The following is a 12,605-nucleotide window of genomic DNA, read 5'->3' on the forward strand; positions in this document are numbered from 1 at the left end:
GGTTGTTTGTTTACTTTCTTAGTCTTTTCTTTATGAATGAACATAGGTTACGGTTTCTTCAATAAGGTCGGCTGCCTGCTTTAACTCGTCTTCGTTTATCGTTAACGGTGGCAGCAAGCGAATCACATTCGGCCCGGCATTTAAGACAAGCAATCCTTTATTTCGCAAGGCTTGCATGTATTCCACCACATTTTCGGTAAGATCGAGCCCCACCATTAAACCTTTTCCGCGAATTTCTTTTACATGATCTAGTGACGCAAGCCGATCGGTTAAAAGTTGGATGAACTCTTCTCCTTTTGTTGTAACCTCTTGTAAAAAGTCAGGCTCAAAGGCGACGTCCAACGTAGCTGAGGCTGCTGCCATTGCCAGGGGATTACCGCCAAAGGTGGAACCATGAGAACCAGCAGAAAATGCATCTTTCAATTTCTGCTTTCCTATGACTGCGCCCACAGGAAAACCATTCCCTAAGCCTTTAGCTACCGTTACAATATCAGGGTCCAACCCTTCATGCTGATATGCAAATGGCTTTCCTGTCCGGCCAATCCCGGTCTGGACTTCATCAATGACAAGCATGGCATCATATTGTTTTGCAAGTGTTTGCGCTTTTTCTAAAAATGAAGTGCTGCCAACACGAATGCCACCCTCTCCTTGAATAACTTCTAACATGATGGCAGCAGTCTCCTCATCCACTTCTTCTTCAAGTGCAGCTGCATCATTAAATGGGGTGTAGGCAAACCCAGTCAGCATCGGGCCGAAACCTTGTTGAATGGACTCTTGGCCCGTGGCTGCCATCCCGGCATACGTGCGGCCATGAAATGAGTTTACACAGCTTACAATTTTTGTTCGGCCGGTCGCTTTGCGAGCTAATTTAATAGCCGCTTCATTAGCTTCTGCTCCGCTGTTGCAAAAGAAGACCTTCCCACCATTTATTGCTTGGTCAGTAAGCTGGCCTGCTACTTTTTCTTGCAAGGGGTAATGAAAAAAGTTTGAGCCGTGCCATCCTTTTTCTAACTGTTCTTCAATCGCAGCTTTCACTGTTGGATGATTATGTCCTACATTTACAACCCCAATACCAGACATGAAATCAAGGTATTTATTATGGTCTGCATCTTCAATAGTTGTTCCTTCTGCCCGTTCAAATGTAAGGGGCCAGCGTTTATACGTTTGAAAAAGTGCACTTTCTTCCGGCATGCAGTTATCCTCCCTAGTTTATACTTTGTATCGGAGCTTTCTGAATGGCGGTCCCTGGTATAGTCTGTTGTTCATTTTCCTCCGTTGCTGCACCGTTAGTGATCGTAACCTTTTGAATCGACCCTTCCAAGCACTGAACTGCAGCTTTCACTTTAGGGATCATTCCTCCGTAAATGGTTTCATTTGTAATCAATTGATCAATCTCATCTACAGTGACATACTCCAATACTTGATTGCCTTTTAAAATTCCATCAACATCTGTAATAAATAACATTTCTTCAGCTTGGAGAGCATCAGCTACTGCTGCGGCTGCACTGTCTGCATTAACGTTCAGCCTTTCTCCTGCACCGTTGGAAGCGATCGGTGCGATACAAGGAATATAATCCTGTTCTAATAAGGAATGAATAAAAGTTGTATTTACTTCTTTCGGCTGGCCTACTAAGCCAAGCCGCTCATCGTTAACTTGCTCCGCTACAATTAACTGAGCATCTGTTCCGGATAAGCCAATCGTTTTTGCCCCGCATTGTTCAAACTTTGAAACAAGCTGACGCTGAACTTTTCCACAAAGAACCATCTCCGCAATATCAAGTACTTTGGCGTCTGTTTGCCGGAGTCCATCTACAAAATACGGCTCGACGTTTAAAGCCTCTAGCATATTATTTATAGCTGGTCCTCCACCATGTACGAGGACTGGATATTTCCCGCTTTTTTTCAAATTTACGACGCGTTCGAAAAATGTGTCCGTCAGTGACTCAATGGTTGACCCTCCACATTTAATCACCACTATCTCTTTCATATACCGACCGTCCTTTTTACTTAAACTGAAAGCTACGTACGATAACCTGCATTAATACGTACATATTCGTAAGACAAATCACAGCCCCAGGCCTTTGCAAAGCCATCTCCTTGCTGTAAGTCTACGTGAAACGTAACCGTGTCTTGTTGTAAGTAAGCCGTTGCCTCTTCTTCTGAGAAAGAAACCGGTCGGCTGTCTTTTAAGGTTTGAATTGGACCGATGGCAATATCAATCGTTTCAGGGTTGATGGTGGCGCCGCTGTAACCAATCGCACAAATGATACGCCCCCAGTTTGCATCTGTTCCGTATACTGCTGTTTTTACAAGGTCAGAGCCCACCACTTGCTTGGCAACCTGCCCAGCTTCTTCATCATTGACCGCCCCGCTCACTTGCACTTCTACAAGCTTACTTGCTCCTTCACCGTCGCGAGCAATTTTTTTAGCGAGGATTTCACATGTTTCTTTTAAAGCAGCAAGAAATTGATGCCAATCCGAATGCTCCGGATTCAGTGGTTCATGTTTGGCATGCCCATTTGCCATGACGACAACCATGTCATTCGTTGACGTGTCTCCGTCTACGGTAATTCGATTGAATGTTTTATCTGTAACAGTCGATAAAGCATGTTGCAGCCAATACGGCGAAATATTTGCATCCGTTGTAATAAAGCTGAGCATCGTTGCCATGTTTGGGTGAATCATGCCTGATCCTTTTGCCGTTCCGCCGATAGCAACCGGCTCGCCGTCAATACTGGTTCGAAAGCAAGCGTGCTTTTTCACTTTATCCGTTGTTAATATAGCTTCGTTAAAAGCATCGGCCTCTGTAAATGTTGGTCCTGGCTTCAGCGCCTCAATCCCGGGAATGATTTTATCCATAGGCATTGGCTCGCCAATGACTCCAGTGGACGTGACGGCTACTTCAGTTTCCGCAAGGCCAAATGTTGCTGCACTTTTTTCCCGCATCTGAAGTGCATCTTTCATACCTTGTTCTCCAGTGCACGAATTTGCATTACCGCTATTAACTACAATAGCCTGCAGTGTGCCGTCCTCAGCAATACTTTCCTTCGTTACTTGAAGAGGGGCAGCTTGAATTTGATTTAACGTATATACAGCCGCTGCGGAAGCAGGCTGGTCGGATAGGATTACACCGAGGTCTTTGCGTTTTCGCTTCACTTTGGTATGGAATCCAGCTGCTGTAAATCCATTGGGTGTCAAAATACTTCCGCCTTCTACTTCTGTAATCTGTTCATTCAATGTTAGTTGCCCCACAACAAATCCCCTCTACTTTCTATGGATAAATCGGAACGATATCTAGACCGCTCTTTTCGTCAAAGCCGTGCATCACATTCATATTCTGTATCGCCTGGCCAGAAGCGCCTTTTACTAAATTGTCAATCACACTTACGATTGTCAGGCGCCCGGTGCGTTCATCGATTGTTAAACTTATATCACAGTAATTGCTTCCGTACGTTTCTTTTGTACTTGGAAAACAATCTGAGGTTCGAACTCGGATAAACGGTGCATCTTTATACACATCGGTTAATACCTGCAAGTGATCAGCTGCTGATGCACCCGTTTCAGTTGGTTCCGCATAAATAGTTGCCATAATTCCTCTAGGTATAGGCAAGAGATGCGGAGTAAATGTTAGTGTTTCTCGGGCTCCGCGTACAGTTGAAAGTTCTTGTTCCATTTCTGGCAGGTGTTTATGCTGATTTACTTTGTACGTCTTAAAATTTCCGGAAAGTTCACTAAAATGAGTCATTTCCGAAGGAGAACGACCTGCTCCTGTTGTCCCTGTTTTCGCGTCAATGATAATACTGTCGGCTTTAATCATATCCTGCTCTACTAGTGGTAGCAGCGGAAGCAGTGAAGCCGTTGGATAACAACCTGGATTTGCAATAACTTGAGCTGTTGCAATGGCCTCATTGTTCCATTCTGTCAATCCGTAAACAGCTCGCTCAAGCAGGGCCGGTCCTGCTGTATTCTGTCCATACCACTCTCGGTACGTACTCTCATCATTAATGCGCAAGTCTCCGGACAAATCAATCACTTTAGCGTGCGAAGAAAGAATTTTCTCTGTCCATTCCGCAGAAACCCCTGCTGGCGTTGATAAAAAGACGACATCATATTGATTGGAAACCAGACTGTCATCAAGCTGTTCTAATGTTTTTTCCTGAATCGAATTCATATGCGGATAATTTTTATTCAAAGCTTCCCCTGCTTGGGAAGAAGAAAATAGTGTAATGTCTGAAACATGCGGATGTTGATGCAAAAGTCGAAGCAGTTCAATTCCACCATAACCTGTAGCGCCTACCACGGCAATATTCATAAAGTTGCACCCCGTTCTATCTTTATACGAATTAACTAGTAACTCCTATTATAGAAATGAATAAAAATTAATGCAACTGTATTTTTATATTTTCTTTACATTTTTATTGTGAATTACTGCGCCCATTCGTAAGAACATGGATGAAACCCCTATTTCTCTGGATTTATTAGCTTTTATACAACTAGGTAAAAGCCATAAAAAAACCTTAGCTTTCCCCAAAAGAGAGAAGCTAAGGTATTCATTCCTTATTCATTTTCATTCAATGCGTCTTGAATGCGTGCTGCTGTGTCTTCCATTTGCTCTGCAAAGTGATTATTTTCATGGCTCGTCAGCACTTCGCCATTTTCATCTAATACGCTAAAGCCACGCAACGCTTGTTCCTCGTCCCCCATGTCCGTATGTGACATGATCGTTAAGTCAGGGTCAGACAAAATTGTATAATCTATACCTGCTGCTTCTTTGAATTCTTCATGGTTAGCTGGGGGATCAGCACTGATTGCATAATAATCGAGGTCCATTTCATCAAATCGTTCCTTCTCTGCTTGCAGCTGCACGAGCTGCTGTTGGCAAAGACCTCAGTTTACTCCGGTAAAATGAAATAAGACAGTGGGCCTCTCGTTGTTAGCAAGTGATACTTCTTCATGTTCTTCATCCAAAGCTGTAAGCTCTTCTTCTTCGCCGTCACCACAGGCTGCAGCTAGAACGGCAAAGATAAGTACAGTAAGCAGCATAAGGATTGATTTTTTATAACCATGCATCTCCTCCACTCCCCCTTTCTTAGGATCAAACTGATTATACTGTAGCGGTTGAGTCAATAAGCGTCAATAATTATGCTTGATTGTCACTCTTCATTCACCAGTGCTTCAATCTCTTCTACATATGCATCCGTATCACTTTCCAGCCCGTCATATGAACGAACCACTTGACCATTCGGATTGACAAGAAAAAAGCTGGTGGCATGCATAATGTCATCATCTTCTGGGACAGCTTGTACGACACTGTTAAAAGACTCCTCTGCAAATGTTTTAATCTCATCATCTGTATATCCCGTTAAAAAGTGCCAAGTATTAAGATTTGCATTATAAGATTCCCCGTAATCTTTTAGTCGTTCAGGCGTATCAAACTCAGGGTCGACGGTAAAAGATACCATTTCTACAGCTGTATCCTCTTCTTCCAATTCCGCCTGCAAGCTTGACATATTCGGGCTCATTAAATTACAAACACTTGGACAGCGGGTAAATACCATATTTGCCAACCAGTATGACCCTTCCAAGTCTTCCAATCCCATCTCGTCCCCTTGTTCATCTGTAAACGAAAAATCTTCTACATATAAGTCGGCCTCGGTAAGGTCCTGTCCTTCTCCGTCTGCATCTCCACTACTTTCAGATTCATACAGCCAGCCACAGCCTGAAAGAAACAAAAACATGCAACCAACTATTATGAGGCGTCCCTGAATTTGCATTGTCCTTCACCTTTCTTTGTCCATCCTTCACTCTGTCACTTTAGCCCCTTTAGGTATATCGCTGATTGAGACGTCTCCTTCCTGAAACTTCTCTTTCTTCAACCATTGTTTAAAGATATAGCCTATCGTTATGCCATACGTAACTTCCTGCATCACTTTCATAAGCACTCCTGCTAATTGCTGATCCAGTAACGGTGTTAAAAACACGTTATCCGTCCAATTAAACATTTCTAGTGGGATAGTATCTCCGGCGGGCAGGCAGTATGCCATTACAGTCGCCCATGTACTGGCGTCTGTATAGGTATTATACATAGGGTCATTTGCAAAGATTATCAATGCACAGGCAGGAGTAATCAATAAGCCATTGGCAAAGACATAACCAATTCTCCGCAAATCAGTAAGCCCGCCTTCTGTCGGCAGTGGAGAAATCATGTGCCACCACATCAACATAGCACTCATTAATAAAAGAACTTCATAGAAACTGTGCATGCCCACATTGAGCATCAGCGCGTCAAAAACCCCTGGTATATGATAAAAAGAAAAAAGCGAGTTAAATGCCAGCAGGCCGATCAAAGGATTCATAATTACACGGTTCGTTAACGGCGAAATCTCTTTCCACTTGTTCATTACGATATATAAAAGCCATTTCGGCATAGCCAGAATAAACAGAGGTGCAGCAACAAAATAAGCCGCCACCATTTGTGCCATATGTATACTGAGCACCATATGACCGGCAGCATACAACGGGCCGCCCCAACCGATATATAAAGCAGCCAGCCCTAATATAAAATAGGCATCTTGTTTTTTAGACTGCGGTTCACTTTCCACAAATCGGTGCCGCCATTTTCTCGTCAGCAAGTAATATATGCCAAAAACGACAAGAAGTACAGCGATTAGCTCTGGCGTCCAAAGACCACGAAAAGATAAGGTGGAAAAATATTCTCCCATTTCTATACTCCTTTCAAACTGCCGTAAAAAACGACTACTTTCTATTTTCAACTCATGGTTTGGTTCGTCACCTTTCATTTAACCTATAGATCGGTTAAACGACCTTGAAAAGGGAACACTCTTCAAATTTAGAAATGAAAACAACAGTGGCACATAAGTCTAGTCAAGCTGCGAATGTTTACTCTATCTTGGTCTGTCACGTGTTTATACGAATGCTGTGTTTTGAAGGGTTGTTGCGTTTCCAACTGGAGCAGTAACATTTAGCTTCTTTCAGGTGTTGAAATGAAACCTTCCATAACGTTTGTGAAAACACTTATAAGAAAAGTGTACCCATTGCATCAATACTATAGCATATTTTCTTCACTACATGGATGGACAAGATGTTACAATTTCACCTTCAAATAAATTGCATATCCCTTTCGTTTTTCTATTATTCTTATACCAATACCGAGAGCTTTGGACCCATTTTCTTATCATCCTAAAATTTCACTAAAAGTACTTTCCTATTCTTCTTAATGTCTTCATATATTGAATAAACTACGGCTCCCCTTAAAATACGGTAGTTTAAAAAGTTGATCTTACACAGTCTTGCAATTATGATATGATTAAGTCATTAAAGCTCATAATTCTCTATCAAGTGCTTGTAACGGAGGGGTTTCAGTGGAAATATTTCAAGTCCCAAATAATGCAGATGAACCTTTAAGACAGCAAATCTTCAATCTTCTGATGGGTCAGATGGATTCGGTCGGTGAACGTAATGCAGAAGAGCGGTTAGACCGGGCCATCGAAGAAACGTTAGAGGATGACTCTCCAGCTTACTTGTTTATAGCTCAACACCAAGGCGAAGTACTAGGAGCAGCATTTTTAAATGTTGGCATCAGTTTATCTAAAGGCGGGCGTTATATTTGGCTGAATGATTTATATGTACACAAAGATCATCGACAGCAAGGGATCGCCAAAAAATTATTACTACATATTATATACTGGGCTGAAAACAACAATTTAAAAGGCATTGAATTAGAAACAGGAGTAAATAACCAAGCTACGAAAGCCCTTTACAACTCTCTTGGCTTCTATGATGTTGTAGCCAAACGTTATGGCTTCAGTTTTTAATAAGAGAAAGGGAGCTGCTAGGTGGCAGACCAATAAGTTCTGAGTATCTGGGGAGGCCTGGCCGTACGATATGTTCAACTACAGCTAACATGAAGCACCTCTGTTTTCATAACGGACCTACATTCACTAGCATTGCAAAACTCTCCACAGGTTCATAAAACATTAGGTTTGTATGATATAGTGGTTTCAGTTCTTCGCTCAGGTGGATGCTTTCACTACAGGCACAAGCTCGACATCAGCTTGGTCTTTTCTTCGTTTGACTTCGCCGTGTCTACTTTGTCACGGACAATACTTGCATTTCCTCTGAAAACCCGCCCTGCCAGGTCTTTAGCTGCGAAAGGCAGCAAACCGCTTCAAGCTTCGCTCTGCAGGGTGCACTTTTAAAAATACTCCCCATATCGAATGAAAGACTAATTCTCGCCGGGCAGGCGAGTTTTCTTATGCCATACTAGCAGCTTAGACAATGGAGGGATGAACTTGGCTTATGTAGAAACACAAACTCTATCTAATTCTCAATTTAAACAAGGGCTCTCCAGCGGTCTTCCAATTGCTCTTGGTTACGCCCCTGCAGCCATAACCTTTGGATTTTTAGCGGAGACTACTGGCCTTACCTTAATGGAAGCGACTGCAATGAGCATGTTTGTATTTGCAGGGGCTGCTCAATATATGGCTTTAAATTTAATTGCGATTGGAACTGGTGCTCTTGAGATCATCTTTACCACCTTTATCGTTAATATTCGCCATTTTTTAATGGCAGCATCTTTAGAAAAAAAGTCAGAACCTGATAAACCATTAAAGAAAGCCGGTTATGCTTTCGGTTTAACAGATGAAGTTTTTGCTGTAACAGCTACACGCCCCAACATAGTCACTACTGGTTTTATTTTTGGAGTGTTCCTTATTGCTTATGGAAGCTGGGTAGCAAATACTATCATAGGTCATTGGATGGGGGGATTCTTGCCAGACCTTATTCAAAACAGTATGATGATCGCTCTATACGCTTTATTTATCGCCCTGCTGGCGCCTGCGATGAAAGAAAATCGAAAAGTAATCCTGCTTGCCATATCAGCTGCCTTGTTAAATGGGGTATTCTCTTTATTCATGGCCGAAGGATGGGCGATTGTTCTTGCAACCATAGCAGCTGCTGTCCTGCTTGAACTTCGCAGCATTTATGACCGCAAAATGAAAGGAGAACTGTAGGATGTCTATAGAAATCTTGCTCTTAATTGCTGGCATGGGGATTGTGACATACCTGCCCCGAGTAATTCCCTTCCTTTGGTTAGGAAATAAAACCTTGCCGCGCTGGCTTGAAAATGTATTGCAAAATGTGCCTTATGCAGCTTTAGGAGCCCTTATTTTCCCTGGCATCTTATGGGTTCATGACAATGTATTATTTGGCCTACTTGGCGGTGCTGTAGCTTTTTTCTTTGCTTATCGGGGGTCTCATATGATCGTAGTTGTCTTTTCAGCTATCTTTGCCCTATTACTATTAAATCTTTTTGTTGAACCGTTTTTCTAAACTGGCCTTTCTTTTAGAGCCTTTTAAAAGACTTTGTTGATTTACACGGCACTTACAGCAGCTACTGTAAGGCGTCTTACTTGCTCCACTCTCATCAACTACTTCTCACTATAAGGTGAATGGTATGATGATGAATGCAACTAGCGGTGAATGGATGAATGGATTCGTAACCTCAGTGCCTTTCCTGCTAGAGCATTCCTGTTGAGGGTGTCTCCGGGTTTTTGAAGAACATGCTTTCCCAGGAGTCACCGCCTTTGCTACGTTGCTACAGTTCAACAACAAACGTTAACAATTCCTTCTTTTAAAGCAAACTAAAAAAGACTCCGTTACCCATTTCGGAGTCTTTTTTACTTCTTATTGAAAATCATCAGGCCAATCCATGCGGAGAGCCCGCTCGGCTTCAGGAATCTCTTCTCCATTCCAGTGGGTTGCAGTTACAGTTACCTTCAAGGTATCAATATCTTCTTTTACTTCATGAGCTGATATATGCTCAGTCCACGAAGCCGAAGTGTTTGCTTCGACGAGAACATCTTCAATGACTTGGGCAAATACTTTGTCAGCACTGGAATTATAGATTTCCGCCCCTTTACTGTTTAACAATTGTACTCGAATCCGTTCGGAGGTAGGAAACGTGAGTACAAGATCTTCAGAAGTCGGGTTAGATACTTCTGTTTCCACCACCCATTCATCTTCCTCTTCTTCCAGACTAACTGATAGTTCCCATTCTTCTTTCACTGTTTCTCCCCCTTTATTTTGCGAGGTTTCTGTGGTCTGACAAGAAGCAAGCAATAACAATATACATGTAACTAATAGAAAGAACCTTCCCACTTTCCTGTTCCTCCAATACTATGCTAACTATCCTTCCGAAATGTACCAAAGATTCCAGAGGTATTCATTACGTTGGTGAAGGCTTCGGGGTCTACTTCTTCAATAATTTGTTTAAGCGTATACAGTTCATATCTAGTTATTACAATCATCAACACTTCTTTATCATTCGCATCATATCCGCCTTTTGCAGGCATTCGAGTAATTCCTCTAGTAATATGCTCATGAACTGCTTCGCGAACCTCATCGGCATTTTTAGTAACAATCATTGCTGTCAATTTTACATGACGTGTATGAATAGCGTCGATTACCCGTGAAGTTACGTAAATGGCCACTAATGTATACAGAGCTTCTTCAAGATCAAACAATGCTCCTGCTGCAAGGACGATCATAGCATTTAATAAAAAGAAATAAGTGCCTACAGGCCGGTCGCTCATACGGGCCAACACTAGAGCAATAATGTCCAGCCCCCCTGCAGAAGCACCATATTTTAAAGGAAGAGCAGCTCCGGCAGCTGAGATCACCCCGCCAAAAACTGCATTTAATAAAATATCCTCAGAGATTTCATAAATAGGCAGGACTTCTAGGAAGAACGTCGTCAAGGCTACATGCATAAAACTGTAAAAAGTAAATAGCCTGCCTACTTTTTTCCACCCTAAGATAGCTACGGGAATATTTAGAGCAAATAAGAGAATACCAGCGGACAACGGCAATAAAGCAGCCAATATCTGGGCTATACCAGTCATTCCGCTCGCAAACACATCTGCGGGAATGAGGAAAAAGTTAAGTCCAACTGCTACGCCAAATGCCCCAATGACAATAACTCCTATTTTAATTAGTTCTGTCCATAATGTGGTTTCACGAGTAATCAATAAAGACACCCCGATTATGTATCATTTATCCATTCAATGACGTCTTTTGATATAAGGCTGAATAAATTGTAAGTTAGAAAGACAAGGGTGCCTTTTCCCTTGTCTTTCTAAAGTTTCTTAATGTTTAGGTCTTTCTGCGCCTTCCTCGGTCGGTTCAAAGGCATGTTCATCATTTTCTTGTTTTTCGTTGTAGTGGAGAACTGAATACATTGCGCCTTCATCGACCATTTTATTATCAGCAACATCTAAAGGGTCGGAATGGCCAATTTTATCACGCAAATATTCATCTTCTTCCTCTTTGCGGCTTCCTCGTACAGTTGCTAACCAGCGCTTGGAATTGTGAACAACTTTTTCTCGTTGTTCATCATTACGTAGTAAATAAAGTGTGGTTCCAGCTACTCCAGCCGCAAGCGTTGACCAAACAATTGTCGATTTTCCCATAAAGGTTCCCCCCCTGATTTCAACGTCTAATCTTACTTTTCCCTTGCAGAGTGATTATAAACGTCATTTCCAGTTGAGGAAGAGTTATTCCTCATCGCGAGAGTTCTCCTGCTCATCCATGTCGTTCACTGATGTTTCTGTTTCTACTTGATACTTCCACAACCCAATCCTCTCAATGTCCTGATCTTCATCACTAATAAACCAGAGCGAACCATCCCGCACATGATAAATATAAACTTGTTTGCCGTCAATGCGCTCTTCTAAGGTAGGCTGCCCATACATTCTGCGCACATCAAATAACTGATCTCCTACTTCTATTCCTTTTGTCGTCTGGTAGTCGTCTGAGGACAGAATCATATAAGTAAGTTCATTGTCTTTTAGTTCAAATTGGATATCTGGTACATCTCCACTGCGTTCATGACCGTAACGATCTGTATAAGTGAACTCATGTAAATCGCCATAGTAGCCAATATAGTCTGCATTACTACTGTAAGCCGAGCCCCACTCAACATTAAAACTATTTTCCACCGTTTGTTGGGAAACACCTGGGCGCAGGCCTTCTACTTCTAATAAATCAGCGGTTTCAAAATGAAGGCGGGGAGGATTATCATACCAATACGCCTGGACACCGAAACCTTCGATATTTCGCACTGCTACACTTTCCTGTCCTCCAACCTCTTGAACTAACTCTTCATCTTCGAGATATCTTCTTGCTCCGTCTTCACTATAGGGAACAGATTCTTCCCGCACCGAGGCTGTATCTTCAAATTCATTTAATACTTGAACAGCAGCCGGAAGCGGAACAAATAGCTCTCCCCCAGCCCAAAATGGTTCTCCTGTATAGGTTTGTTTTTGACCATCGATATAGAGAGGCACTCCTGACTCTTCCTCTTCAAGCATTTCTTCTTCTGGATAATCAATGGAAGCTGGGTCTGTATCGTATTGATTTTCCTCTAACAGCTCCTCTTCCAGCCCGTTATCAAATAGACCTTCTGAAGCTTCAATTGACTTAGCAAACGGCAATGATTCTATGACTAGTGAAAAAGAAAGAAAACTGAGAACTAAGAAACTACTAATTAACTTTTTCATATATGTACCTCTTTCTAGCGGTAATTG

The 12,605-nt window shown here is 42.2% G+C and carries 14 protein-coding genes and 1 pseudogene; 3 read left to right on the forward strand and 12 right to left on the reverse strand.

Annotated elements, in window-relative coordinates; all coding sequences use genetic code 11:
• Nucleotides 1–30 precede the first annotated feature (30 nt).
• The 8 genes and pseudogenes from D469_RS0101185 to ctaG all read right to left on the reverse strand — a co-directional run bounded on the left by D469_RS0101185 (nt 31) and on the right by ctaG (nt 6,722).
• Entirely contained in the window at nt 31–1,191 is a 1,161-nt protein-coding gene (locus D469_RS0101185; RefSeq protein WP_018921524.1) for an acetylornithine transaminase, read from the reverse strand.
• Between the two features lie 13 nt (nt 1,192–1,204).
• Nucleotides 1,205–1,987, reverse strand: coding sequence for an acetylglutamate kinase (gene argB / locus D469_RS0101190; protein ID WP_018921525.1), 783 nt, complete (start codon nt 1,985–1,987; stop codon nt 1,205–1,207).
• A 32-nt stretch (nt 1,988–2,019) separates the two neighbouring features.
• On the reverse strand, nt 2,020–3,252 hold the full coding sequence (argJ, locus tag D469_RS0101195; RefSeq protein WP_018921526.1) for a bifunctional glutamate N-acetyltransferase/amino-acid acetyltransferase ArgJ: 1,233 nt from the start codon (nt 3,250–3,252) through the stop codon (nt 2,020–2,022).
• A gap of 19 nt (nt 3,253–3,271) precedes the next feature.
• A complete protein-coding gene (argC, locus tag D469_RS0101200) occupies nt 3,272–4,312 on the reverse strand; it encodes an N-acetyl-gamma-glutamyl-phosphate reductase (RefSeq protein WP_018921527.1) in 1,041 nt (346 codons plus the stop codon).
• Between the two features lie 245 nt (nt 4,313–4,557).
• Nucleotides 4,558–4,872 (reverse strand): annotated as a pseudogene (locus D469_RS0101205) (redoxin domain-containing protein); the annotation flags it as partial.
• Between the two features lie 15 nt (nt 4,873–4,887).
• Complete coding sequence (locus tag D469_RS0101210; RefSeq protein WP_018921529.1) at nt 4,888–5,070, reverse strand: hypothetical protein; 183 nt, start codon at nt 5,068–5,070, stop codon at nt 4,888–4,890.
• An 83-nt stretch (nt 5,071–5,153) separates the two neighbouring features.
• Nucleotides 5,154–5,774 (reverse strand): SCO family protein, encoded by a 621-nt coding sequence (locus D469_RS0101215; protein ID WP_018921530.1) that lies wholly within the window; start codon nt 5,772–5,774, stop codon nt 5,154–5,156.
• Between the two features lie 27 nt (nt 5,775–5,801).
• The gene (ctaG, locus tag D469_RS0101220; RefSeq protein ID WP_018921531.1) at nt 5,802–6,722 is read right to left on the reverse strand and encodes a cytochrome c oxidase assembly factor CtaG; all 921 of its coding nucleotides are present in this window, start codon (nt 6,720–6,722) and stop codon (nt 5,802–5,804) included.
• Between the two features lie 660 nt (nt 6,723–7,382).
• Here ctaG and D469_RS0101225 point away from each other — a divergent pair.
• The 3 genes from D469_RS0101225 to D469_RS0101235 all read left to right on the forward strand — a co-directional run bounded on the left by D469_RS0101225 (nt 7,383) and on the right by D469_RS0101235 (nt 9,351).
• Nucleotides 7,383–7,835: a GNAT family N-acetyltransferase gene (locus D469_RS0101225; RefSeq protein ID WP_018921532.1), complete on the forward strand. Its 453-nt coding sequence runs from the start codon at nt 7,383–7,385 to the stop codon at nt 7,833–7,835.
• Between the two features lie 471 nt (nt 7,836–8,306).
• Nucleotides 8,307–9,032, forward strand: a complete 726-nt coding sequence (locus D469_RS19365; protein WP_051081154.1) for an AzlC family ABC transporter permease — start codon at nt 8,307–8,309, stop codon at nt 9,030–9,032.
• Between the two features lies 1 nt (nt 9,033).
• Entirely contained in the window at nt 9,034–9,351 is a 318-nt protein-coding gene (locus tag D469_RS0101235; RefSeq protein ID WP_018921534.1) for an AzlD domain-containing protein, read from the forward strand.
• Nucleotides 9,352–9,705: 354 nt separating this feature from the next.
• Here D469_RS0101235 and D469_RS0101240 read toward each other — a convergent pair whose 3' ends face one another.
• From D469_RS0101240 to D469_RS0101255, 4 genes are all read right to left on the reverse strand, one after another.
• Nucleotides 9,706–10,086, reverse strand: coding sequence for a BsuPI-related putative proteinase inhibitor (locus D469_RS0101240; protein WP_018921535.1), 381 nt, complete (start codon nt 10,084–10,086; stop codon nt 9,706–9,708).
• A gap of 116 nt (nt 10,087–10,202) precedes the next feature.
• Nucleotides 10,203–11,048 carry a YitT family protein gene (locus D469_RS0101245; protein ID WP_018921536.1) on the reverse strand — a complete coding sequence of 282 codons (846 nt, stop codon included), beginning with the start codon at nt 11,046–11,048 and terminating at the stop codon, nt 10,203–10,205.
• A 117-nt stretch (nt 11,049–11,165) separates the two neighbouring features.
• The gene (locus D469_RS19370; protein ID WP_018921537.1) at nt 11,166–11,489 is read right to left on the reverse strand and encodes a hypothetical protein; all 324 of its coding nucleotides are present in this window, start codon (nt 11,487–11,489) and stop codon (nt 11,166–11,168) included.
• A gap of 84 nt (nt 11,490–11,573) precedes the next feature.
• Complete coding sequence (locus D469_RS0101255; protein ID WP_018921538.1) at nt 11,574–12,578, reverse strand: hypothetical protein; 1,005 nt, start codon at nt 12,576–12,578, stop codon at nt 11,574–11,576.
• Nucleotides 12,579–12,605 lie beyond the last annotated feature (27 nt).

The organism is Salsuginibacillus kocurii DSM 18087 (genome assembly GCF_000377705.1).
Lineage (GTDB): Bacteria > Bacillota > Bacilli > Bacillales > Marinococcaceae > Salsuginibacillus > Salsuginibacillus kocurii.

Excerpts from the sequence above, each read along its gene's own strand:
- D469_RS19365 (WP_051081154.1), top strand. The coding sequence starts at position 8,307 with ATGAACTTGGCTTATGTAGAAACACAAACTCTATCTAATTCTCAATTT.
- D469_RS0101210 (WP_018921529.1), bottom strand. The coding sequence starts at position 5,070 with ATGCATGGTTATAAAAAATCAATCCTTATGCTGCTTACTGTACTTATC.
- argC (WP_018921527.1), bottom strand. The coding sequence starts at position 4,312 with ATGAATATTGCCGTGGTAGGCGCTACAGGTTATGGTGGAATTGAACTG.
- ctaG (WP_018921531.1), bottom strand. The coding sequence starts at position 6,722 with ATGGGAGAATATTTTTCCACCTTATCTTTTCGTGGTCTTTGGACGCCA.
- D469_RS0101235 (WP_018921534.1), top strand. The coding sequence starts at position 9,034 with ATGTCTATAGAAATCTTGCTCTTAATTGCTGGCATGGGGATTGTGACA.
- D469_RS0101185 (WP_018921524.1), bottom strand. The coding sequence starts at position 1,191 with ATGCCGGAAGAAAGTGCACTTTTTCAAACGTATAAACGCTGGCCCCTT.
- D469_RS0101215 (WP_018921530.1), bottom strand. The coding sequence starts at position 5,774 with ATGCAAATTCAGGGACGCCTCATAATAGTTGGTTGCATGTTTTTGTTT.
- D469_RS0101255 (WP_018921538.1), bottom strand. The coding sequence starts at position 12,578 with ATGAAAAAGTTAATTAGTAGTTTCTTAGTTCTCAGTTTTCTTTCTTTT.
- argB (WP_018921525.1), bottom strand. The coding sequence starts at position 1,987 with ATGAAAGAGATAGTGGTGATTAAATGTGGAGGGTCAACCATTGAGTCA.
- D469_RS19370 (WP_018921537.1), bottom strand. The coding sequence starts at position 11,489 with ATGGGAAAATCGACAATTGTTTGGTCAACGCTTGCGGCTGGAGTAGCT.